The sequence below is a fragment of the Cedecea davisae DSM 4568 genome (assembly GCF_000412335.2).
GTDB classification, from domain to species: Bacteria; Pseudomonadota; Gammaproteobacteria; order Enterobacterales; family Enterobacteriaceae; genus Cedecea; species Cedecea davisae.
The window spans coordinates 2057373-2078358 of the sequence record NZ_KE161030.1; the positions used below are offsets into that span (position 1 = coordinate 2057373).

Consider the following 20986-nt stretch of genomic DNA (forward strand, 5'->3'; position numbering starts at 1 on the left):
CAGGGAGCAGGGCATGAAAAAATACCAGCAGCTGGCGCAGCAAATCCTCGAGCAGATAGCGCTTGGCGTGTGGCAGCCCGGCGACCGTCTGCCGTCTCTGCGCGAGCAGGTGCGGCACAGCGGCATGAGTTTTATGACCGTCGGTCACGCCTACCAGATGCTTGAAAGCCAGGGTGCAATCGTTGCCAGGCCTCAGTCCGGCTATTACGTTGCGCCTCGCCCTGTGGCGCGCAGCATACCTGTTACGGTGCAGGTCACCAGCGATGAAACTGTCGATATCAATACTTATATTTTCGATGTGCTACAGGCGAGCTGTGACACCTCGGTAGTGCCTTTTGGTTCCGCGTTTCCCGACCCGCGCCTATTCCCTTTACAGCAGCTAAACCGCTCGATGGCGGCGGTGAGCAAAACCGCGACCGCCATCAGTGTGATAGAAAGCCTGCCGCCGGGTAATGAGGCGCTACGCCACGCTATTGCGCAGCGCTATGCCCAGCAGGGAATTCAGGTGTCCCCGGATGAAATAGTCATTACCGCCGGGGCGCTGGAGGCACTAAACCTCAGTCTACAGGCCGTTACCGAGCCGGGGGATTGGGTTATTGTGGAAAATCCGTGCTTCTATGGCGCGTTACAGGCGCTGGAACGCCTGCGGCTTAAAGCGCTGTCGGTGGCGACCGACCCGGTCAGCGGTATCGATCTTGAGGCGCTGGCCAGAGCGCTAAAGGAGTACCCGGTGAAAGCCTGCTGGCTGATGACCAATAGCCAGAACCCGCTGGGCGTGACGCTTTCGGCGGAGAAAAAGGCGCAGCTGATTGAGCTATTGCAGCGCCATAACGTCACGCTTATCGAGGACGATGTCTATACCGAGCTTTATTACGGGCGGGAAAGGCCGTTACCGGCCAGGGCGTATGACGAGCAGGGAATGACCCTGCATTGCTCATCCTTCTCCAAATGTCTGGTGGCCGGATTCCGCATTGGCTGGGTAGCCGCCGGGAAACATGCCCGCCGCATTCAGCAGCTTCAACTGATGAGTACCTTATCCACCAGTTCGCCGATGCAGCTGGCGCTGGTCGATTTCCTGGCGACCCGTCGCTATGACACGCATCTGCGTAAACTTCGCCGCATGCTGGCCGAACGCAAACAGCAGGCGTGGCAGGCCCTGAGCGAGTTGCTGCCGGAGGCGGTTAAAATCCACCGCAGCGAAAGCGGCTATTTTTTATGGGTCGAGCTTCCTGAAGGCTGCGATGCCAGCCTGCTAAGCGAGCGCGCTCTGGGGCATAAAATCAGCATTGCTCCCGGGAAAATGTTTACCACCGGCAAAGCGTGGGACAACTACTTCCGCTTCAACGCTTCATGGGCGTGGGGGGAAAGAGAGCAACAGGCTGCGGTGACGTTGTCACGTTTAATCACCCAACAACTTGAGGAGAAGGCGTAATGTATCAAACGGAAAGGCTTATTTTGCGCCCGTGGCGCGAGGAAGATTTACCCTCGTTTGCCGAGATGAATGCTGACCCTGAGGTAATGCGCTATTTCCTTAATCCGCTAACCGAGGACGAAAGCCGGGACTACCTTGAGTCGTTTCGTCAGCGCATGGCTGAAAACGGATTTGGTTTTTGGGCGCTGGAAGAGCGGAGCAGCGGCGAACTGGCCGGGTTTGTCGGGTTAAACCGGCCGGGTTATACGCTGCCATTTTCTCCCTGCGTGGAAATAGGCTGGCGGCTGCGGAAGGCTTTTTGGGGCAAGGGTTATGCGCCAGAGGCTGCGGCGCGGGCGCTGCGTGTCGGCTTCGAAGAGTACGGGCTTGAAAGCATTGTGGCGTTTACCGCGCTGCCAAATATGCCTTCGCAGAGGGTAATGGAGAAGCTCGGCATGACGAGAGAAGGTGAGTTTGACCATCCTATGGTGTCTGAAGACCACCCGCTGCTGCGGCACGTCTGGTATCAAATTCAGCGGTAGCTGTCGATATTGCCCCGCCAGCCGTAAGAAATGAACAATTTTTGAGAGCAATCACGGCGTGAGTCCTGCAAAACTACGCCTTCAAAAATGTTGTTACGGAATGGAAATTATGAACATCGGCGTATCGCTGGCAGGGCGAATGATTGTGCAGGGGCTGAGCGCAATTAAATCAAGAGCGACTAAATTTGGTAGCGGCGTGAGCAAACTAGTCAGCAGCTTAACCCGAATCAGCAATAGCGATAATCGGCCAACTAAAGGTAAAGAGTGGAAAAGGGCAACATTTCCAAACGGCGTAGGCTATGCAAATATCGAGCACCTGCATATGCCATCACGTTTTTTATCCAGTAGCGAAACGAACAAAAAAATCCAGTTTTCAGAGTTTTTGACCCGCGTTAACTCCAACCCGGAATTAAAGAATAAGTTTAGCTCGATGGCGTAACAGATATTACTAATTGCTGTCACTCAGAACGTTGGCTCAGTTCACCGGGCCAGTGTGTTCATTTCTGGCATTGTCTGAAACCACACCCCCGGCGCTAAAATTTGCTCTTTAGCATGAGCAATTGTCCGTTTATTTCCTTAATTCATCAAATTTTGAACCCGGACACCTGTTGTTACTACTGATATGCCATTGCTAACAGATTTAAAGTAAAGCCGTTACGGGAATTAATGATTAGCTTGTCGAGCGGTTTTAATTTTGCATTGGGGTAAGAGATGAAGAGTAAAAGCCAGCTTTACGGGTTAACGTCGGGTCTGCTTCTGGCGGCGTTGAGCGCCAGCGCCTGGGCGAAAAGCGAACAGGGTGCGCCGGGTGAAAACTACCCGGTATTAACCCAAAGTTATTTATTGCAGTCGTTTGATAGCAGCCAAAAAGTGAAGGAAGAGAAGATTACCCCGGAATTGCAAAATCAGTATTTTTACAGCAATTGCGGCGGCTCCAAAGGTTGTGATTCGGCGCTCCCTGAGGGGGCAATCATGTTTAAAGCGCCATCCGGGTTCGGTTCAACGGCGCACAGTGAGTTCCCGCGCGTTGAATTAAGAGCCACGCAGAACTTCGTTAACGGTAGCGAGTTTAATAACGAGCAAAGCGGCTCGGTCTATATCGTGCAGGCACCGTCTACGCGCTCTATTATCTTCGCCCAGATCCACGGCGATAAGCCCGGCGGGTCGGAGATGTTCAAGCTGCGTTGGGAAAACGGGGCGGTGGTTGCGGGCGTTAAAGAAAATTATGGCGATGCGGAGAAGAGAAGCACGCTGTTATCCGGCATCGGGCTGAACGAAAAGATTGATTACAAGCTGAAGGCTAAAGGGACTTCGGGCGGAATGAAAGTCACGATTGAAGTCAGCGCAGACGGGAAAACGGCCAGTAAAACATTCAGTTACCCGGAGCAGGGCTGGAAGGGCGTCCAGCTGTACTTTAAAGCCGGGAACTACAATCAGGACAAAGACAGGGACGGTACAGAAGCGAAGGTGGCCTACAGCAAGCTGGACGTGCGTTACCAGTAATGGCATTAAACCCGGCGACCTGGAGGCTGCCGGGCAGGCAATCTGCAATATTACTTCTTAACCGCTATCAGCACAGATGAGGCTTTTACCAGCGCCAACAGGCGGCCTCCGGCCTTAAGTGCCATCTCCTCTGCCGCCTCGTTTGTTACTACGGCGGTCAGCTCAAAACCTGCGTCAGTTTTAATGTGCACGGTAGTATTTACCGCACCAGCCAGCACGGATTTCACTTCGCCGGGGAACTGGTTGCGGGCGGAGAAGCGGTAGCCGCATTCTTCGCTTGCCAGCATTACCCACGGCGCTTTGATAAGGGCGATAGCCTCTTTGCCGTTGACCAGGCCCAGCGCATCCTTGCTGGTGCGCGTGACGACGGCCACCAGCTTGCCGCCGCCGTTGAGCGTTAATTCTATTTCGTCGTTAACCGCGCCATCCGTGACGTGGCTAATGGTGCCGGTTAACTGATTACGGGCAGAAATGGTCATGGTGCCTCCTGGCGTTCAACTTGAAAGGGATGAGGTAAAGCATAGAACCGGCGGCCGTTGATTCATATTAATTTTCTATAGATATCAAATTTGACCGCGCAGCTGTTATACCAGAGCAAAGAGCAAAACTGGCACAGCTTACTGCGTGGTGCGTCACAACGTGGTGAAATTTTCGGATGCGGCAGACTGCGCCCGGAATGCCGAAGCTAAGCTTTTTACCACGAATCATCGATGCCTGCGGGCCATAAAAACCAGACTGGGTAAGGGGAGCGGAATGCAAAGCCAACTGTTGATTAACGGCAAGCTTGTGGATGGACTCGGGGAAAAGCAGCCGGTCTACAATCCGGCAACCGGCAAGGTTCTGCTTGAAGTCGCTGAGGCGACGGTGGAACAGGTAAATGATGCGGTGCTGGCGGCGGACCGGGCTTTTGCCGGGTGGGGGCAGACAACGCCGAAGGAGCGCGCTGAGCACCTTCTGGCGCTGGCCGATGTTATCGAGCAGCATAGCGAAGTCTTCGCCCGCCTGGAGTCCCAAAATTGCGGCAAGCCTTATCACTGCGTGCTTAATGACGAAATTCCGGCGGTAGTGGATGTCTTCCGCTTCTTTGCCGGAGCCAGCCGCTGCCTGGGAGGGCTGGCCGCTGGGGAATACCTTAGCGGGCATACTTCGATGATCCGCCGCGATCCTGTGGGCGTTGTCGCCTCTATTGCCCCGTGGAACTATCCGCTGATGATGGCCGCGTGGAAGCTTGCGCCTGCGTTAGCCGCCGGTAACTGCGTGGTTATCAAACCTTCGGAAATCACGCCGCTGACGGTGTTTAAGCTGGCCGAACTGGCAAAAGATATCTTTCCCGCAGGCGTGCTGAACGTCCTGTTTGGCCGGGGGCAAACCGTTGGTGATGTGCTGACCGGTCATGAAAAAGTGCGTATGGTTTCGCTGACCGGCTCTATCGCCACCGGCGAGCACATTATCAGCCATACCGCGCCGTCGATAAAACGCACCCATATGGAATTGGGAGGCAAAGCGCCGGTCATTGTTTTTGACGATGCCTCACTGGAAGCGGTGGTCGAAGGCGTGCGCACCTTCGGTTATTACAATGCCGGGCAGGATTGCACCGCCGCCTGCCGAATCTACGCCCAAAGCGGAATTTATGACCGACTGGTGGAAAAGCTGGGCGCGGCGGTCGCCAGTCTTAAATACGGCAGCCCGGACGATGAAAGCACCGAGCTTGGGCCGTTAAGCTCGCTGGCGCATCTGGAGCGGGTCGATAAGGCGGTGCAGGAGGCGAAGGCGCTGCCCCACGTTAAGGTGATTACCGGGGGCGGGAAGGTGGAAGGTTCAGGCTATTACTTCCAGCCTACGCTGCTGGCAGGCGCGAAGCAGAGCGACGCTATCGTGCAAAAAGAGGTATTTGGACCGGTGGTCAGCGTCACCCGTTTTGACGATGAGCCGCAGGTACTGGAGTGGGCAAATGACTCGAGCTACGGGCTGGCATCGTCTGTCTGGACGCAGGATGTTGGCCGCGCCCATCGCCTCAGCGCCCGCCTGCAATACGGCTGCACCTGGGTTAATACGCACTTTATGCTGGTCAGCGAAATGCCGCACGGCGGCCAGAAGCTCTCCGGCTACGGCAAGGATATGTCGCTCTACGGCCTGGAGGATTACACCGTCATTCGTCATGTGATGATAAAGCATTAACACGATTCACCTGTCCGCAAAAGTGGGCATTTTTGGCTTCCTTTGCCAGGCTTACAGGGACTTGTAAACAGGAGAGACGACCATGGGTTTATTTGATTTTGTCAAAGAAGCAGGTGAGAAACTGTGGGATTCGCTGAAAGGAAATGACGGCGACCAGGGAAGCAAGCTGGAAGAGCACCTGAAAAAGAGCGGCATTGAGGGCGCGGACAAGGTGAGCGTGAGCGTCGAAAACGGCAAAGCGGTAATAACCGGGGATGGGCTTACGCAGGAGCTGAAGGAGAAAATCCAGGTCGCTGTAGGCAACGTTGCGGGTATCAGCAGTGTTGAAAACAACATCAAAGCGACGGACTCCGCGCAGGAGGCGACATATTACACCGTCAAATCCGGTGATACGTTAAGCGCCATTTCTAAACATGTTTATGGCGATGCCAATAAGTACAACAAAATCTTCGAAGCCAACAAACCTATGCTCAGCCATCCGGACAAAATCTACCCCGGGCAGGTGCTGATCATTCCTAAGTTGTAGCGCTGCAAATAAACCCACTTCGGTGGGTTTTTACACTAAAAAAACAGGTTGTGAAACTTGATCTGCGTCATAAAAAAGAGCATATTTTGCAAAATTTTTTAACAAGTAGTCATGTCTGGTATGACCCTTTATCAACATATGTTGGTTTTTTACGCCGTAATGTCGTTAATCTGCGCCGGGATCACCTGGCTGCTGGCCAAAGATTCTAAACGCATCAAATTTCTCTGTTCCGTGCTGGTTGGGGCGACCTGGCCGATGAGCTTCCCGGTGGCGCTGATGTTTTCGCTGTTCTGACCCTCCCTGCGGCCCGGTTTGCCGGGCCTTCGCCATTAACTCCCTCCTGAATAAGCTATCAGCAAATCATCTTGTCGTGTCCGGGCAGATACTATAGTCTCAAAAATCACGATGTTAGCCCCGACCCGGAACCGCTATGGCCGCCCAGAATCCGCTATTAACCGTTAGCTCACTCTGCATTAATACGCCCGATGGAAAACCGCTAGTGCAGAACGCCTCGTTTAGCGTCGAGCGCCGCGAAATCGTGGCCCTGGTAGGTGAGTCCGGCTCGGGTAAAACCTTAACCTCTCTGGCGGTCATGGGGCTGCTGCCCGGCGGCTTGTACCAGAGCGGCGGTGAAATCAGTTTCAACGGCGAGCTTATTGCCGCGCCCGGGAAAACCTATCCTCGGCGGCTGCGCGGGCAGCAAATTGCCACCATTTTTCAGGAGCCGATGAGCAGCATGAACCCGGTGCTGAAAGTGGGTGAGCAAATTGCCGAGGTGCTGGTGCGCCACCAACAATTAAGCTGGAAACAGGCGCATCGTGAGGCGATAGCGTTGCTGGACAGAGTGGGCATCGTTAACCCGGAGCAGCGTGCAAAACAGTATATTCATCAGCTTTCCGGCGGGATGCGCCAGCGCGTGATGATCGCCAGCGCAATTAGCTGCAAGCCAGCGCTGCTGATTGCCGATGAGCCTACCACCGCGCTGGACGTTACCATCCAGGCTCAGATCCTTTCCCTGCTCCAGGAACTACAGCGTGAAATGGCGATGGGCATCTTGTTTATCACCCACGATTTAAGCGTGGTCGCCCGCTATGCGGACCGTGCCTGCGTGCTGTATCAGGGCAATATTGTTGAGCAGGGCAACGTGCCGACGCTGCTGACTTCACCCCAGGCCGGGTACACCCGCAGGCTGATTGCCGCCTCGCAGCCTGAATCCAGGCCCTGCAGGCGTAAAGATGTGACTCGTACCCCGCTGGTGCAGCTCTCTCAGCTAACTAAAAGCTACCCGCAGGCTCACGCGCTGCCGTTCTTCCCGGCCAAACGGCAGACGGTACTCAAGCCAACAAGTCTTGAGATCGAACGGGGTGAAATTGTTGGGCTGATTGGCGAGTCCGGTTCGGGAAAAACCACGCTTGGCCGCGCGGCTATCGGTTTAATTCCGGCAGACAGCGGCACTATTATTTTTGACGGTCTCGATGTACGCCGTGCCAGCCGCGAGCAGCAGCAGGGTATGCGGCGCAGGGCGCAAATCATATTCCAGGACCCTTACGCCAGCCTTGACCCCAAAATGCCGGTTGGAGAGCAGATTGCCGAGCCGCTACGCGTACACAAGCTGCGCCCGGCGGACCAGATCCAAAGCAGGGTAATTGAGCTGCTGGAACTGGTGGGGCTTGAAGCCAGCGCGGCGACGCGATTGCCTTCTGCGTTTTCCGGCGGGCAGCGGCAGCGCATCGCTATTGCGCGAGCTTTGGCCCTGGAGCCGGAACTGCTGGTGGCCGATGAGGCGGTTTCCGCGCTGGATCTCTCGGTGCGAGGGCAGATCCTCGCGCTGCTTGCGGATCTGCGCAACCGTCTGGGTTTAACCGTTTTGTTTATCAGCCACGATCTCGGAGCGGTGCGGCAGGCGTGCGACCGCGTAGTTGTCCTGTATCGCGGTGAAATAGTGGAAACCGGAGCTACAAAGCAGGTGCTTGACCGCCCGCAGCACGAATACACGCGCCAGCTGCTGGCCGCCGCGCCGGATATTCAGCAGGCGCTGAAGCTCCGTGCGGCCGGTTAATCAGCGGTGAAAATGCCGGGTTAGCTTCCGCTATGCAGAGGTAATTCCGGGTGCCCGGCCCATTCGTGCCACGAGCCGACATAAACCGCCAGGTCATGGTATCCGGCAAGCCTCAGAGCCACAAGAACCGTGGCGGCACGCGCGCCTCGATGACACCAGGCGATAATTCTTTGAGAAGGATTAAACCCGGCCTCGGCGGCCAGGCGGGCAATAGCTTCGGCTGATTTAAAGCTGCCGCTCTCCACTACATCCTCCCAGAACAATAGCTTCGAGCCGGGTATCCTTCCCGCCCGTGCGCAGCAGCCATGAACAAAGCTGCCTGCGTATTCCGTTGGCCTTCTCGCATCGAGTAAGACAACCGTCTGCGTATCAGCCTCAAGCACTTCCTGGCGGGTTGCGGCCAGCTGCGGCATGGCAGGCGGAATGGCAGGGGCATTAACTGGGGAAACATCAGCCCAGGTGCCGCTACCCGGCGCTAAATTGCCGCCAGCCTCCATCCACGCATTAATACCGCCGTCCAGAACAAGGCCGGACCTGCCCAGAGCGAACCACAGAAACCACAGGCCGCGCGGAGAACGCATTCCCACTTCTTGCTCAAAAAAGACCGGCGTTGCGTCATCGGCAATATTTAGCTGCTGCCAGGCCTGGATAAAAGCCCCGGCCATCGCCGCGTAGTCTTCCTGCGTGGAGTCGGGAACAAAGTAGTCGTAGACGTTAAGGCCGTATGCGCCAGGCAAGGAGGCCTCTCGCCAGGCGGCAACGTCCCGAACATCAATCAGCGCCAGCCGCTCGCCGCTGGCAAGGCGCTGACGCAAATCGTTGGCGCTAATTATCATCAGCCGTTTCCCAGCCGAACGGCAGTTCGCAGCCTTCACCCCGCGAAACGGCCTCCTGCAGGACTCTGGCGGCGAGGGCGATATCAAAAACGTTGAGGCCGAAGGAGGAGAAATAGACTTTGCCCGTGGGATTAGCGCGCCAGCCGTCAACCACCAGGTTGGTTAAGTCAGCCGCCACTCTTAGCTCGTCAAAAAGCCCGGCGCGGTACATCTGAAACAGGCTCTTGGCGCTGGTTTGTTTGAAATCGCCCCAGAGATCCACCACCACCTGGTCGGCGGCGGCAATCGTTTCGAACGCCACTTCGTGATAGCCGATTTGCAGCACCATGGTGCCCGCTCGCCAGATACCGGGGCGCAGAAAAGGCTCGCTGGCGCTGGTGCAGGTGATGAGCGCATCCCAGTGCTGGCTTAGCGCATCATGCAGCGCTTCAAACTGCGTGACGGGCCAGGGTAAATCGCCGGTTTGGCCCAGCATTTCCACCAGGTGCTCTGGCGTGCGGTTCCAGCAGTAGACCATTTCAAGGTCGGGAAAGTGCGCGCTCAGCATCTCAAGGTGAGCGCGAGCCTGAACGCCTGCGCCAAGTAGTAAAATACGTTTTGGCGCACGGGGCGCTGCTTTCTGTAGCGCCAGGGCCGAAACCGCCGCCGTCCGGGTTGCCGTGAGGCTGCCGCTTTCCAGCAGCCCGATGGGGAGGCCGTTGTCGGCGCGGTTGAGCAGCGTCATCGCCATTGCCTGCGGGTAGCCGTCGCTGGCGCGGGGACGGTGAGCCGTCCACTTCACGCCGGTGGCATTGAACCGCCCACCAACTCTGGCCGGAAGGGCGTAAACTTTGCCCAGGGGAGTATCGAGGTCGACATGCGTTTCCGCAGGCATTACCGCTTCACCGCTTCTCAGCAGGCGGACGGTGTCCTCAATATCCCGTAAGGCCGTGACAGGGTCACTTCCACCCAGGCCGGTAACCTGCTGACGGTTCAGTATTTGCATGCTCAGTGTTCCAGTAACGTTTGGGCAAAGGGATAGAGCGCCGGAGAGCCGCCGCAGTGCATGAAAATAACCGAACTGCCGGGGCGGATCTGACCTTGCTCTGCAAGCGTCATTAAGCCGTGCATCGCTTTACCAGTATAAACCGGGTCGAGCAGCACGCCTTCCTGCTGAGCAACCTGATAAATAGCATTAATACCGCCTTCTGAGGGCACGCCGTAAGCGCTGCCAACAAAGCCGTCTTCAATCCAGATATCCTGCGGCTGCCAGCTTTGATCCCAGTCGAGCAGGCGCGCACAGTCGTCCGCCATAGCGGAGATACGGGCCTGGAACCAGTCCGCTTTGGCGCTGACGCTGATACCAACAATTTGCGTTTTTGGCCAGTAGCGACGAGCGCCAACGTACAGCCCGGCAAGCGTGCCGCCGGAGCCGGTTGGGGCGACAATAACGTCAGGCGCGGATTTACCCTGCGCCCGTAATTGAGCATCTATCTCTTCCACCGCTCGCACATAGCCCAGTGCGCCAAGCGCGGTTGCGCCGCCGAGAGGAATGATCATAGGTTTTTCACCGCGGGCGCTGGCCGCGTCGGCATGAGCCTGCATCGCGCCTTCAATCTGGGTAAAGTAGCCTTCGGGATCGAGGAATTGCAGCTCCGCGCCAAACAGCTTGTCCAGCAGTAAATTGCCCTGGTAGGTTTGCGGCTCATCGCCGCGCAGGACCAGCACCGGCTTCATGCCGAATTTGCGCGCCGCCGCCGCAACCATCCGGGCATGGTTAGACTGGTGGCCGCCGGTGGTGATAACGACTTTTACGCCCTCGCGGCAGGCTTCTGCCATCAGGTATTCCAGCTTGCGGACTTTATTCCCGCCGCCGCCGAAGCCGCTGTAATCGTCGCGTTTGATGGTTAATTCAATGCCTAAGGCCTGGGACAGGCGCGGCAATGATTCCAGCGGAGTGGGGAAGAATCCTAGCGTAACACGTTCAAAATCATTCACATTTTTCATGCATTATCCTGTCTGGTTCCCTGATGCCGGAGGTCGTTAAAAAGCGACAAGCCAGTCGTTAAGCGACTGCTGGAAGCGCTGAAGCCCCCGAAGCGTAACGAATTCGTTCACCCCGTGAGCGTTGCCGCCGTAGCCAAGCCCGCCTATTAAAAAAGCGGGGGCAACGGGAGCGAAAGCGTAGGCGGGGGCGCAGCCCGGCGCCCACGGCCAAATTTGCGGCCTGGCGTGTTGCTGGTGATAGCTGACCATAAGCTCAGCTACGCCGGGATCGTCGAGGCTAAAGCGGTAACCGGGGTAACTGTCGCCGGGCACCAGTTCCACTCCTGAAAGCGCGGCGACCTGCTGCTCAATGCGGTGCATAAGTTTTTCGCCGTCAACTACAGGCGGCGTTCTTAGCACCAGGTCGGCAAAGGCTTCCGGGGGTATAACGCCCTGCGCGCCGTGCGGCAGGCTGGCTATTTCAGAAATGTTCAGTACCGCGCTACCAAGCAGATAAGCCAGGCGGCTGTAGCTGTCTCCTTCAATCGAGAATTTTTCGCTGCGGCGAAAGGTTAGCTCGTCGTCAGGATTAAAATTGGCCGCAAGCTCGTCGAGAATTGAACGGGCTTCTTCATCAAGTTTGCCGGTTTCGAGCACGCCGTTAGCGTGGGCGGGCGCGAGGGTATTCAGAGCCTGCACCAGCCGCCAGACCGGATTATCTATCCAGGCGGCATTGCTGGCGTGTATGGCCGCCTTCGGGCCGCCCCAGCTTCCCCCTTTTACTTGCAGGCGTCCGCCGCTGCGGCCGGTAAAGCCGAGATAGAGACGAGGTGCGCCCCCGCCGTATTCGCAAAGTGAGGGAAATAGCACGGCTTCGGCGGGGTTAATCGGGCAAGGCTGCTGCGCAAGATAGCGGCGCAGGTTGCCGCTGCCGATCTCTTCTTCACCTTCGAGCAGTATTTCGATGTTGGCGTGCAGCCGTCCCGAGTGATAGAGGTCGCGCACTACCATAAGCATGCCCGCCAGCGGGCCTTTGTTATTTTCAGCGCCGCGGGAAATAAATACCTCGCCTTTGTCCGGCCAGTGTTTCAGGCCGCCAACAAAAGGATCAACTTCCCAACCCGCGGTATCCGCAGGCATCACGTCGTACATGTTGTACAGCACCAGCGTGCGCGGCGAACCGATATCGACCCGGACATGAACCAGAGGCGGGGCGCTATCCTGAAGCTGTCCGGCTACCGGGAACAGCACTTCGGCATCGGTTTCTTCAACCAGCCAGCGCTCCAGCCAGGCGGCCAGTTCGCGCTGCCGGCCTATGTTTCCGGCCACGCTTTCAAATGGCGTTATCTGGCGCAGCAGATCCAGCGTTGCCTCTAATTGACTCATAGCCGGATCCTCGGGTTCAGCACCACGTACAGTAAATCAATCACTAAATTCATCATCACAAATACCAGCGCGGCGAGCAGGACAATAGCCTGTACCAGCGGGAAATCGCGGTTCTGGATGGCTTGCACCGCCAGGCGGCCAATACCCGGCCAGGCGAAGATAATTTCGGTGACCAGCGCGCCGCCGAGCAGCGAGGCAAAATACATGCCCTGCACGGTCACCACCGGGATAAGCGCATTGCGTAAGCCATGGCGGATAAGAATGCGCCATGAACTCAGGCCCTTGGCCTGCGCGGTGCGGATATAATCCTGGGCCAGAACGTCTATCAGGCTGGCGCGCACCAGGCGGGCGATGGCGCTCATATAGTAGGCCCCAAGGCTAATGGCGGGCATTATCAAGTGGCTGAAGCTGCCGTAGCCGCTGGAGGGCAGCCAGCGCAGATGCAGGCTGAAATAGAGGATCATCAGCAGGCCGAGCCAGAAGACCGGTACCGCCTGGCCGCTGAAGGCCAACAGGCGGGCAAGTAAGTCCCAAAAGCTGTTGCGCCATACCGCGCTTATTACCCCAAGCAGCAGGCCGATAAGCGTGCTCCAGGCAAGGGCGGAAACGGCAAGCAGCAATGTGGCGGGAACGCGCTGGGCAATAAGGTCGGTAACCGGTTGTTCATAGCGCAGAGACAGGCCGAGGTCGCCGTGTAGCAGGCTATTCAGATAATGGCCGTACTGCCAAAGCAGCGGGCGGTCGAAGCCCATAGCATGGCGGAAGGTTTCAATTTCTTCATTTGACGAACCCGGAGGCATCATTACCGCGGCTGGGTCGCCCGTCAGGTGCAGGCTGTAAAAAATCAGCAGCGACACGCCAAACATCACCAGCACGGCCTGAGCGAAGCGAGAAAGAATATAGCGCAGCATCAGTCGAGCCTCGTGTGGGTTTTACGCAGCAGGCTGTCGCCGAGCAAATTGCAGCCGACAACCAGTGCGGCAATAATCAGCCCCGGCCACAGCACCAGCCATTCGGCCAGCAGCATATACGAACGGCCTTCGCCAATCAGGTTGCCGAGCGTTGGCGTGGGCGGCTGAATCCCCATGCCGAGGAAGCCGATTGAGGCCTCCAGCACGATGAGGCGCGGGATATCCAGCGTCAGCAGCACTATCAGCGGCGTGGCCAGGTTAGGCAGGATATGGCGCAGCAGGATGCGCGGCGTGGAGAAGCCCATCGCCCTGACCGCCTCAATGTATTCAAGTTCGCGGATCTCGAGGGTTTTAGCGCGGGCCACGCGGGCATAAATCGCCCAACTGGTGACGCCCATAATCAGAATGATGTTTTCCAGCGAGGTGCCAAATAACGCCATCACCAGCAGGATGAGCAGAATAAACGGCACCGCCAGCTGAATATCCATCAGGCGCATGATGACGGCATCAAGCCAGCCGCCAACGTAGCCCGCCAGCATGCCAAGCAGAGTGCCAATAACGGCGGCAATAGCCGCCGCCAGTAACACTACCGTCAGGGAAAGGCGGGTACCCGCCAATATTCTTGACAGCAAATCGCGCCCGAGTTGATCGGTGCCAAGCCAGTGCATACCGCTTGCCGTTTCGCTACCCGGCGGCAGGAAAATATCCGCCAGGTTATTGGTGAGCGGGTCGGGCAGCGGTAGCCACGGGGCCACCAGCGCCAGCAAAATCACTATGCCTAACAATAAGCCCCCCAGCGCCCCGTCGCCCGAAATCAGGCGGCGAGGGCGGCGGGCAAGGGCGCGTTGGGGGAAAATCATTTCAGCCTCAGGTCGTACAGCGGAATACGCGCATCGGCACGCCCGGTAAAGGTGAGATTATCGCTGTTGGCATACAGCGAATCTTCGCGATACAGCGGGATAAGCGGCTGCTCTTTGGCGACGACTTTCTGGATATCTTGCAGAATAAGCTCGCGTTTTTTTGCATCAACCGTGGAGCGGCTGGCGTTCAGCAGTTTATCCAGTTCCGGGTTGCTCACCGTGGAGTACGGTTCGCCGGAGTGCAGAATGGGATACAGCGCGGCGTCGGCGTCCAGGGTCTGGGTTGAACCCCAGGCCAGCATGTACATTTCCGCCTGCTTACCGGAAGCCACCTGCTGGGTGTAAACCGACCATTCAGGCACCTCAAGCTGCGCCTTCACGCCGATAGCGGCCAGGTCCTGAACGATGGCCTGAGCCACTTCTGCGCTGGCAATATAGCGACGTGGCGCCTGGAATTTCAACGTAAACCCATTCGGATAACCGGCTTCTTTCAGCAGCTCTTTAGCCTTAGCTACGTCCTGCTGCGTGGCCGGAACATTGAGATAGCCGAAATCTTTAGCGCCCGCCATGGTGCCGGTCGGAGTGCCAAAACCGTGCAAGAGCTGGCTGGTGTAAGCCTGGCGGTTTAATGCCAGCGAAAGCGCCTGGCGTACGCGTGCATCACTTAAAGGTTTCTCACTATTCTTGAGGCCGAGGTAAATGGTTAACCCACCACCTTTTACCTGCTCAAGATGAACACCTGGTTTGTTTTTTAGGGCAGAAACAAGGTCCGCAGGGACACTATCAACCAGCTGAACTTCCCCGGTTAGCAAGGAAGTAATGCGAGCGGTCGCTTCAGGAATAGGCCGCCATGTCACCCGATCAATTACTGGTTTCCCGCGCCAGTAATGTGGGTTAGACTGCATAACTACACGCTCATCTGGTATAAATTCTGTTAATGTATATGCGCCACTACCAATAGGTTTGCGTGCAAACTCTGCGGCACCGACTTTACTTACATAGGCCGGTGGCACGATATAGGTTGGATAGCGGCTCATACGAGTGGGTAGAAGAGGATCCGGGCCGTCGGTATGGATACGAACCTGGTATTCGCCGGTGACCTCTACGGATTTGATGGTGCGAATATAGGAGATGGTCGGCGCATGGTTGGCCGGATCAAGAATACGATCGATTGAAAATTTTACCGCAGCTGCGTTGACCGGCTCACCGTTAGTAAAACTGACGCCAGGACGCAAATCGAACTGCCAGGTTGTGTCATCCAGAGCTTTCCAGGATGTCGCAAGTCCTGGCTGGAGTTGCATGTTTTTATCACGCAGCACCAGAGTGTCGAAAATATTATCCACCAGAGTGGCGGCCTCTTTCAGGAAGCCGGGATCCATTGCGGTGGCGGAAGCAGGTTGAGCAATGACTAATTCACTGGCGTAGCTGAAGGGGGTTACCAGACTTATTAATACAGCCAGAGCTGCAAGTTTACGACCGGATGCTTTCATTTTTGGTCTATCCCTATACGTTACCGTCTAAATTATTGATGAGTATCGAATGTTTTTTCAGGCTTAATCGCATGGCAGTATAAATTAAGTAGCAAGAGTACATGATATATCCTATATACTCCATGGACGACAAGCCAGTTATTAAACTGCAAATACAAAGTAGTTATTTTGCTATAGGAAATAAACATGCTTGACTTAGAAAAAGCGCAAAGAATGAGTTTAACCATGCAGGTTGAAGCAAGGTTAAAGGGTGCATTAATCGTGGGAACGCTAAAACCCGGAGCCAGATTAGTCACCAAAGAGATTGCGGAGCAGCTTGGAACCAGCATTACGCCGGTGCGTGAGGCTCTGCTTCGACTTGTCTCTTCGGGGGCGCTGGATGCGACCCCGGCTCAGGCTTTTTTGGTCCCTGAAATTTCGCTTGGCCGTTATCATGAAATAACCGTCATCCGGAAGAACCTGGAAGGAATGGCGGTAGAACAGGCTGCACGGCATATGGATCAAAGCAAACTTGCCCGCTTACAGCAGCTGTGCGATGCATTTCTTCAGGCAAAACAGGAAAGCGTTGAAGCCGCCCTACAGGCAAACAGAGAGTTCCGTTTCCAGCTCTTTGACTATGCGGATATGCCGACTCTGACCGTCTTAATTGAACAGTTGTGGGTGCGTATTGGCCCTTGTTTCAATTATCTCTACCCGCAGTCGGAAGTAATGAGCCAGGGTCATCATAATTATGATGACTTGCTCGAGGCTTTAGCTGAGAAAGATGAAGCCCGCAGCGTGAAGGCAATTCATAAAGCAATTGATGATGGCGCGGATATTTTACGTCGCCAGTATTTTGGCTAAATAACACACAGCGTTATTTTATTCAGGCCCGATAAATAAATGGCCTTTTGTTGCACTGAATTTTTCCAGCTAACGCAAACAAAAGGCCATTTCTTATATTACTGGCAATATTTATTGCCAGTATTTAACTTCAGCTCAGCGCCTGCGCCAGGTCGGCCTGCAAATCATCGGCATCTTCAATACCCACAGATAAACGAATCAGCTGCGGCACGATACCATTGGCTAAACGTTGCTCAAGAGGAATGGACGCGTGCGTCATGGTGAAAGGCTGGCTGACCAGGCTTTCCACGCCGCCGAGGCTTTCGGCCAGGGTAAACCACTTAAGTTTCTTAATCACCTCTGCCGCACGCTGCTCGCCGCCGTGAACCACAATAGAGATCATGCCGCCAGGCTGGGACATTTGCCGGCGCGCCAGGCTGTGCTGCGGGTGGCTTTCCAGCCACGGAAAATAAACTTTTTCCACCGCCGGGTGCGCTTCCAGCCATTTAGCCAGCTGTAGGGCATTGGTGCTATGGCGTTCCATGCGCAGCGCCAGGGTACGTATACCGCGCAGAGTAAGGAAGCTGCTGAACGGATCAAGCACGCCGCCAACCGCATTCTGCAAATAGCCCAGCTGCTGAGCGAGATCCTCGTTATTCCCCACTACCGCCAGCCCGGCAACAACGTCAGAATGACCGTTCAGGTATTTGGTTGCCGAATGCACCACGATATCAAACCCGCTTTCCAGCGGGCGCTGCAATGCAGGAGAGGCAAAAGTATTATCGGCCACGCTAATCAGGCGGTGGCGTTTGGCAATATCCGCAATGGCCGCGAGATCGGCCAGCTTAAGCAGCGGGTTGGTCGGGGTTTCGACCCAGATCATGCGAGTTTCCGGGCGAATGGCCGCCTCTAACGCTTCGAGATCGTCCGGTTTTACCCAGCTAACCTGGAGAGAAGCGCTGCGCTTGCGCACGTTTTCAATCAGTCGCCATGTTCCGCCATAAACGTCATCAACGGCGATAATGTGGCTGCCGCTGTCCAGAATTTCGAGCACAGTGGAGATAGCCGCCAGGCCGGAAGCAAAGGCATACCCCTGTTTGCCGCCTTCCAGCTCGGCAATCGCGGTTTCCAGCGCCTGGCGCGTTGGGTTGCCGCTGCGTGAATATTCAAAGCCGGTGTGCTGGCCGGGGGCGGGCTGCTCGAAGGTGGATGTGGCGTAGATCGGTGGCATTACCGCGCCGTGTGCATCCTCAAAAGTTCCGCTGTGTACGCTTTGGGTGGCAAACTTAGTCATCATATTTCCTTTGTATTCATGCCAGGTTTTGCTGGCTGAGCCATTGATCGTTAAACATTTTCGACAGGTATTTATTGCCGCTGTCGCAGGCGAAAGTGACCACGCGCTTCGGTGAGGTTTGCGCCTGACAGTAACGAAGGGCGGCGGCGAGCAGGGTGCCGGTCGAAGAGCCAGCCAGTACCCCTTCGTGAGTCAGAAGGTTGCGTGCGGTGGCAAAGGCTTCGCGGTCGCTGATGCGGTAGGCATGCCGCACGCTCTTAAAGTCCGCCAGTTCGGGAACAAAATCTTCGCCTATGCCCTCAACCAGCCAGCTTCCCACTTCGCCGTAGCTACCGTGTTCAACTACGTCGGCAAGGATCGAACCGCACGGATCGGCGAGGACAAACTCGGTATCTGGCGAATGCTGGTGGAAAAATTGCTGTAGCCCGCCAAGCGTACCGCCGGAGCCAACGCCTACCACAATGGCGTCGATTTTTCCTTCGGCCTGCTGCCAAAGTTCAGGTCCCGTACCCCGGGCATGTGCCAGCGGGTTTGCCGGGTTGGAAAACTGGTCGATGTAGAAGCTACCGGGAATATCAGCCGCCAGCCTGAGGGCGTAGTCCTGGTAGTAGTCCGGGTGGCCTTTGGTGACGTCGGAGCGGGTCAGGCGTACATCAACGCCCAGCGCCTGAAGATGGAAAATCTTCTCCTGGCTCATTTTGTCTGGCACCACCAGAATCAGCGGGTAGCCTTTTTGCGTGGCGATCAGCGCCAGGCCCAGCCCTGTATTACCGGCTGTTGCTTCGATTATTGTGCCGCCTGGCCGCAATTTGCCGCTGCGTTCAGCCTGCTCAATCATCGATAGCGCAACGCGGTCTTTAATTGAGCCGCCGGGATTTTGGTTTTCCAGCTTCAGCAGCAGCTCGCAGCAGCCGGTATCAAGGTGGTTCAGCCGCAGCAGCGGAGTGTGGCCTATCAGGTCAAGTACAGAGTCGGCAATCATGGTTCTCTCGCAACATGAAAAGTGTTCATGTATGGAATGATAGGGCGGCCAATTGCCCCATCTAAAGAACATAAACCCGATGTTTAGAACTGAAAGTAATATAATCTGCTGGTTTGGCGGTAGGGAGGGAAAGCCGTTTGGATGTCCAGAATGGGGGATGGCTAAAAGATACGTTTTTTGCAGGATCCGGCTCGTTTTATAGACAAAAAAGCCAGCCTGTTATGCGCGGGCTGGCTTAGTATTTGCGAAATTGTACTAACGGGAAAGCATCGGAATAACTAGTTGCTGCGGCGGTCCCGGATCCACTCCTGAACCTCTACAACGAACTCATCCGGCGCTTTGCGATACATGCGGCGGGCAAGATCCAAAACGGTGTGCTGGGCCAGCGCTTCTTCCATACGCTGCTGGGCAATGTTCATGACGGCGCGCACGCCGCAAATACCTTCGCAGGCCCATTTGGGCGCAGGTTCGTCGAAAATGGCGAGCCGCTGGCGAATTTCTTTGCAGTCGAAAATGCTCTTTTCACCGTCGATGGCTTCGACAATATCCAGCACGCTAATCTGGTCCGCAGGCCGGGCGAGGCTAAAACCTCCGCCTTTACCTTCGCTGCTGACTACCAGGCCACCTTTAGAAAGCCGGGTAAAAATTTTGCCAAGATAGTCGTACGGCACGCCCTGCAGCTCGGCAATTTCACGCACGCTCATTTCGCGGCCTTCGCCTTTGCTGTCCACCATGCATATCAGACTGTGAATGCCGTACTCCACGCCCGAACTGTAAAACGCCATGCTGCCTCCGACTGATTTAATCCAGGTAATGTAGGGATTTTACGCCCGGGATGCAATCCGCAGGCGTGAAGTGTCGGTATATAAAATTAACTACGAAAGATCTTGTCGTAGTTAACTGCGACAAGTATAGTCGCAGTCGTTGGCCATCGAGGGCCTTTATTGGAGTAGAGCAATGCAACAGAAGATCCTGATTCTTGGCGCCGGTTTTGCCGGTATGTGGGCGGCCCTGAGCGCAGCGCGCCTGGCGGCAATGCACCAGCGTGAAGATATTGAGATTACCGTGCTTGCACCCCAGCCGGAGCTGCGGGTTCGCCCACGTTTTTATGAAACCCAGGTTGCCTCGCTGGTTGCTCCGTTGCAGCCGCTGTTTGACGTGACCGGCGTGACGTTCGTTAAAGGAGAAGCCCAGCGTATAGACAGCGAAAATCATTGTGTGTGGTACCGTGATGAGCAGGGGAATAGCACTCCGCGCCAGTACGACCGCCTGGTACTGGCTACCGGCAGCAACCTCAAACGCGACCTGATTAGCGGGGCGGCGGAACACGCTTTCGATCTCGATCAACTGGAGAGCGCGCTGCGCCTTGAGCAACATATTTCCGCTCTGGCACAGCGGCCGGACAGCGAAGCGCGTAATACGGTTGTCGTTTGCGGCGGCGGTTTCACCGGCATTGAAATGGCAACTGAACTGCCGGCCAGGCTGCACAGCATCCTTGGAGCCGATGCCGCAGTCCGCGTCATTGTGGTCGAGCGGGGCGATAAGATTGGCGGCCGCTACAGCAGCGAATTGCGTGAAGTTATCGCCACCGCCAGCGAGGAGTTGGGCGTAGAATGGCGTCTTAGCGCTGAAGTGCGTGAAGTGGATGCCGAAGGTCTTGTCCTCGCCGACGGGGAGCGAATTCAGTCGAGCACGGTTATTTTAACCGCTGGCGTACAGGCAAGCCCGCTGACGGAGCAGATTAAAGCCCCGCGCGATAAGCAAGGGCGGCTGCATGTAGACGAATTTCTTAAAGTCGAAGGGCAGCCGGGAATCTTTGCAACCGGCGATGTAGCCAGGGCGGCAACCGATGATAAAGGTAACCTGGCGCTGATGACCTGCCAGCACGCAATAATGCTTGGCCGCTTCGTCGGTTACAACGTGGCGGCAGACTTGCTCAACGTTGCGCCTCTGCCTTATCGCCAGATTAATTACGTCACCTGTCTCGATCTTGGCAACTGGGGAGCGGTGTTCACCGAAGGCTGGGAGCAGGAAGTGAAGCACGTCCGCGAAGAGGCCAAGAAAATTAAGCTCTCAATCACCCAAGAGCTGATTTACCCTCCGGTAGCCGACAGAAAAATTGCGTTTGAAACGGCTGACCCGTTGGCACCTTTCGTTTAAGCGACAGCGCTGGGGTAGCCTGCAAAATCGGGCTGCCCTAAATTAAACGCTAATCCTGAGA

Annotated in this window: 20 protein-coding genes and 1 pseudogene; 10 read left to right on the forward strand and 11 right to left on the reverse strand. The window is 56.1% G+C overall.

Annotated features, from left to right (window positions below):
* Positions 1 to 13: 13 nt before the first annotated feature.
* From HMPREF0201_RS09535 to HMPREF0201_RS09550, 4 genes are all read left to right on the forward strand, one after another.
* Entirely contained in the window at positions 14 to 1432 is a 1419-nt protein-coding gene (locus HMPREF0201_RS09535; protein WP_016536393.1) for an aminotransferase-like domain-containing protein, read from the forward strand.
* The gene (locus tag HMPREF0201_RS09540) at positions 1432 to 1953 is read left to right on the forward strand and encodes a GNAT family N-acetyltransferase (protein WP_016536394.1); all 522 of its coding nucleotides are present in this window, start codon (positions 1432 to 1434) and stop codon (positions 1951 to 1953) included. Before HMPREF0201_RS09535 ends, HMPREF0201_RS09540 begins: the two co-directional genes overlap by 1 nt.
* A 109-nt stretch (positions 1954 to 2062) precedes the next feature.
* On the forward strand, positions 2063 to 2392 hold the full coding sequence (locus tag HMPREF0201_RS09545) for a hypothetical protein (RefSeq protein WP_039898219.1): 330 nt from the start codon (positions 2063 to 2065) through the stop codon (positions 2390 to 2392).
* A 272-nt stretch (positions 2393 to 2664) separates the two neighbouring features.
* Entirely contained in the window at positions 2665 to 3456 is a 792-nt protein-coding gene (locus tag HMPREF0201_RS09550; RefSeq protein WP_016536396.1) for a polysaccharide lyase family 7 protein, read from the forward strand.
* Positions 3457 to 3506: 50 nt separating this feature from the next.
* Here the strand turns inward: HMPREF0201_RS09550 and HMPREF0201_RS09555 are convergent, their stop codons facing one another.
* On the reverse strand, positions 3507 to 3935 hold the full coding sequence (locus HMPREF0201_RS09555; protein ID WP_016536397.1) for a TOBE domain-containing protein: 429 nt from the start codon (positions 3933 to 3935) through the stop codon (positions 3507 to 3509).
* Positions 3936 to 4209: 274 nt separating this feature from the next.
* On the opposite strand from HMPREF0201_RS09555, the gene patD reads away from it, so the two are divergent.
* The 4 genes from patD to HMPREF0201_RS09575 all read left to right on the forward strand — a co-directional run bounded on the left by patD (position 4210) and on the right by HMPREF0201_RS09575 (position 8219).
* A complete protein-coding gene (gene patD / locus HMPREF0201_RS09560; protein WP_039898220.1) occupies positions 4210 to 5634 on the forward strand; it encodes an aminobutyraldehyde dehydrogenase in 1425 nt (474 codons plus the stop codon).
* Positions 5635 to 5716: 82 nt separating this feature from the next.
* Positions 5717 to 6160, forward strand: a complete 444-nt coding sequence (lysM, locus tag HMPREF0201_RS09565; RefSeq protein WP_016536399.1) for a peptidoglycan-binding protein LysM — start codon at positions 5717 to 5719, stop codon at positions 6158 to 6160.
* Between the two features lie 120 nt (positions 6161 to 6280).
* Entirely contained in the window at positions 6281 to 6454 is a 174-nt protein-coding gene (locus HMPREF0201_RS09570; RefSeq protein WP_071704136.1) for a GhoT/OrtT family toxin, read from the forward strand.
* A 136-nt stretch (positions 6455 to 6590) separates the two neighbouring features.
* Entirely contained in the window at positions 6591 to 8219 is a 1629-nt protein-coding gene (locus HMPREF0201_RS09575; RefSeq protein ID WP_016536401.1) for a dipeptide ABC transporter ATP-binding protein, read from the forward strand.
* 20 nt (positions 8220 to 8239) lie between these two features.
* On the opposite strand, the gene HMPREF0201_RS09580 is transcribed toward HMPREF0201_RS09575, so the two are convergent.
* From HMPREF0201_RS09580 to HMPREF0201_RS09610, 7 genes are read right to left on the reverse strand one after another with little or no spacing between them, the layout of a single operon-like run.
* Positions 8240 to 9055 (reverse strand): sulfurtransferase, encoded by an 816-nt coding sequence (locus HMPREF0201_RS09580; RefSeq protein ID WP_016536402.1) that lies wholly within the window; start codon positions 9053 to 9055, stop codon positions 8240 to 8242.
* Positions 9045 to 10040 carry an ornithine cyclodeaminase family protein gene (locus HMPREF0201_RS09585; protein ID WP_016536403.1) on the reverse strand — a complete coding sequence of 332 codons (996 nt, stop codon included), beginning with the start codon at positions 10038 to 10040 and terminating at the stop codon, positions 9045 to 9047. Before HMPREF0201_RS09585 ends, HMPREF0201_RS09580 begins: the two co-directional genes overlap by 11 nt.
* A gap of 2 nt (positions 10041 to 10042) precedes the next feature.
* Entirely contained in the window at positions 10043 to 11041 is a 999-nt protein-coding gene (locus HMPREF0201_RS09590; protein WP_016536404.1) for a 1-aminocyclopropane-1-carboxylate deaminase/D-cysteine desulfhydrase, read from the reverse strand.
* Positions 11042 to 11077: 36 nt separating this feature from the next.
* Positions 11078 to 12406, reverse strand: coding sequence for a M20/M25/M40 family metallo-hydrolase (locus HMPREF0201_RS09595; RefSeq protein ID WP_016536405.1), 1329 nt, complete (start codon positions 12404 to 12406; stop codon positions 11078 to 11080).
* Positions 12403 to 13317: an ABC transporter permease gene (locus tag HMPREF0201_RS09600; protein ID WP_016536406.1), complete on the reverse strand. Its 915-nt coding sequence runs from the start codon at positions 13315 to 13317 to the stop codon at positions 12403 to 12405. Before HMPREF0201_RS09600 ends, HMPREF0201_RS09595 begins: the two co-directional genes overlap by 4 nt.
* Positions 13317 to 14177, reverse strand: coding sequence for an ABC transporter permease (locus HMPREF0201_RS09605; protein ID WP_016536407.1), 861 nt, complete (start codon positions 14175 to 14177; stop codon positions 13317 to 13319). The genes HMPREF0201_RS09600 and HMPREF0201_RS09605 overlap by 1 nt, the downstream gene beginning before the upstream one ends.
* Positions 14174 to 15667: an ABC transporter substrate-binding protein gene (locus HMPREF0201_RS09610; RefSeq protein WP_016536408.1), complete on the reverse strand. Its 1494-nt coding sequence runs from the start codon at positions 15665 to 15667 to the stop codon at positions 14174 to 14176. Before HMPREF0201_RS09610 ends, HMPREF0201_RS09605 begins: the two co-directional genes overlap by 4 nt.
* A 186-nt stretch (positions 15668 to 15853) precedes the next feature.
* Between HMPREF0201_RS09610 and HMPREF0201_RS09615 the strand changes: the two genes are divergently transcribed.
* Entirely contained in the window at positions 15854 to 16510 is a 657-nt protein-coding gene (locus tag HMPREF0201_RS09615) for a GntR family transcriptional regulator (protein ID WP_016536409.1), read from the forward strand.
* A 130-nt stretch (positions 16511 to 16640) separates the two neighbouring features.
* Here the strand turns inward: HMPREF0201_RS09615 and HMPREF0201_RS09620 are convergent, their stop codons facing one another.
* From HMPREF0201_RS09620 to HMPREF0201_RS09630, 3 genes and pseudogenes are all read right to left on the reverse strand, one after another.
* Positions 16641 to 17783: a trans-sulfuration enzyme family protein gene (locus HMPREF0201_RS09620; RefSeq protein ID WP_039898223.1), complete on the reverse strand. Its 1143-nt coding sequence runs from the start codon at positions 17781 to 17783 to the stop codon at positions 16641 to 16643.
* A 22-nt stretch (positions 17784 to 17805) separates the two neighbouring features.
* Positions 17806 to 18765: pseudogene (locus HMPREF0201_RS09625) on the reverse strand (PLP-dependent cysteine synthase family protein); the annotation flags it as partial.
* A 278-nt stretch (positions 18766 to 19043) separates the two neighbouring features.
* Positions 19044 to 19550, reverse strand: a complete 507-nt coding sequence (locus tag HMPREF0201_RS09630; protein ID WP_016536413.1) for an RrF2 family transcriptional regulator — start codon at positions 19548 to 19550, stop codon at positions 19044 to 19046.
* A gap of 172 nt (positions 19551 to 19722) precedes the next feature.
* On the opposite strand from HMPREF0201_RS09630, the gene HMPREF0201_RS09635 reads away from it, so the two are divergent.
* A complete protein-coding gene (locus HMPREF0201_RS09635; protein WP_016536415.1) occupies positions 19723 to 20925 on the forward strand; it encodes an NAD(P)/FAD-dependent oxidoreductase in 1203 nt (400 codons plus the stop codon).
* Positions 20926 to 20986: the final 61 nt, after the last annotated feature.

Bases quoted from the DNA above. Each gene is read 5' to 3' on its own strand.
- HMPREF0201_RS09535 (WP_016536393.1), top strand. From the start codon at position 14: ATGAAAAAATACCAGCAGCTGGCGCAGCAAATCCTCGAGCAGATAGCG.
- HMPREF0201_RS09540 (WP_016536394.1), top strand. From the start codon at position 1,432: ATGTATCAAACGGAAAGGCTTATTTTGCGCCCGTGGCGCGAGGAAGAT.
- HMPREF0201_RS09545 (WP_039898219.1), top strand. From the start codon at position 2,063: ATGAACATCGGCGTATCGCTGGCAGGGCGAATGATTGTGCAGGGGCTG.
- HMPREF0201_RS09550 (WP_016536396.1), top strand. From the start codon at position 2,665: ATGAAGAGTAAAAGCCAGCTTTACGGGTTAACGTCGGGTCTGCTTCTG.
- HMPREF0201_RS09555 (WP_016536397.1), bottom strand. From the start codon at position 3,935: ATGACCATTTCTGCCCGTAATCAGTTAACCGGCACCATTAGCCACGTC.
- patD (WP_039898220.1), top strand. From the start codon at position 4,210: ATGCAAAGCCAACTGTTGATTAACGGCAAGCTTGTGGATGGACTCGGG.
- lysM (WP_016536399.1), top strand. From the start codon at position 5,717: ATGGGTTTATTTGATTTTGTCAAAGAAGCAGGTGAGAAACTGTGGGAT.
- HMPREF0201_RS09570 (WP_071704136.1), top strand. From the start codon at position 6,281: ATGACCCTTTATCAACATATGTTGGTTTTTTACGCCGTAATGTCGTTA.
- HMPREF0201_RS09575 (WP_016536401.1), top strand. From the start codon at position 6,591: ATGGCCGCCCAGAATCCGCTATTAACCGTTAGCTCACTCTGCATTAAT.
- HMPREF0201_RS09580 (WP_016536402.1), bottom strand. From the start codon at position 9,055: ATGATAATTAGCGCCAACGATTTGCGTCAGCGCCTTGCCAGCGGCGAG.
- HMPREF0201_RS09585 (WP_016536403.1), bottom strand. From the start codon at position 10,040: ATGCAAATACTGAACCGTCAGCAGGTTACCGGCCTGGGTGGAAGTGAC.
- HMPREF0201_RS09590 (WP_016536404.1), bottom strand. From the start codon at position 11,041: ATGAAAAATGTGAATGATTTTGAACGTGTTACGCTAGGATTCTTCCCC.
- HMPREF0201_RS09595 (WP_016536405.1), bottom strand. From the start codon at position 12,406: ATGAGTCAATTAGAGGCAACGCTGGATCTGCTGCGCCAGATAACGCCA.
- HMPREF0201_RS09600 (WP_016536406.1), bottom strand. From the start codon at position 13,317: ATGCTGCGCTATATTCTTTCTCGCTTCGCTCAGGCCGTGCTGGTGATG.
- HMPREF0201_RS09605 (WP_016536407.1), bottom strand. From the start codon at position 14,177: ATGATTTTCCCCCAACGCGCCCTTGCCCGCCGCCCTCGCCGCCTGATT.
- HMPREF0201_RS09610 (WP_016536408.1), bottom strand. From the start codon at position 15,667: ATGAAAGCATCCGGTCGTAAACTTGCAGCTCTGGCTGTATTAATAAGT.
- HMPREF0201_RS09615 (WP_016536409.1), top strand. From the start codon at position 15,854: ATGCTTGACTTAGAAAAAGCGCAAAGAATGAGTTTAACCATGCAGGTT.
- HMPREF0201_RS09620 (WP_039898223.1), bottom strand. From the start codon at position 17,783: ATGACTAAGTTTGCCACCCAAAGCGTACACAGCGGAACTTTTGAGGAT.
- HMPREF0201_RS09630 (WP_016536413.1), bottom strand. From the start codon at position 19,550: ATGGCGTTTTACAGTTCGGGCGTGGAGTACGGCATTCACAGTCTGATA.
- HMPREF0201_RS09635 (WP_016536415.1), top strand. From the start codon at position 19,723: ATGCAACAGAAGATCCTGATTCTTGGCGCCGGTTTTGCCGGTATGTGG.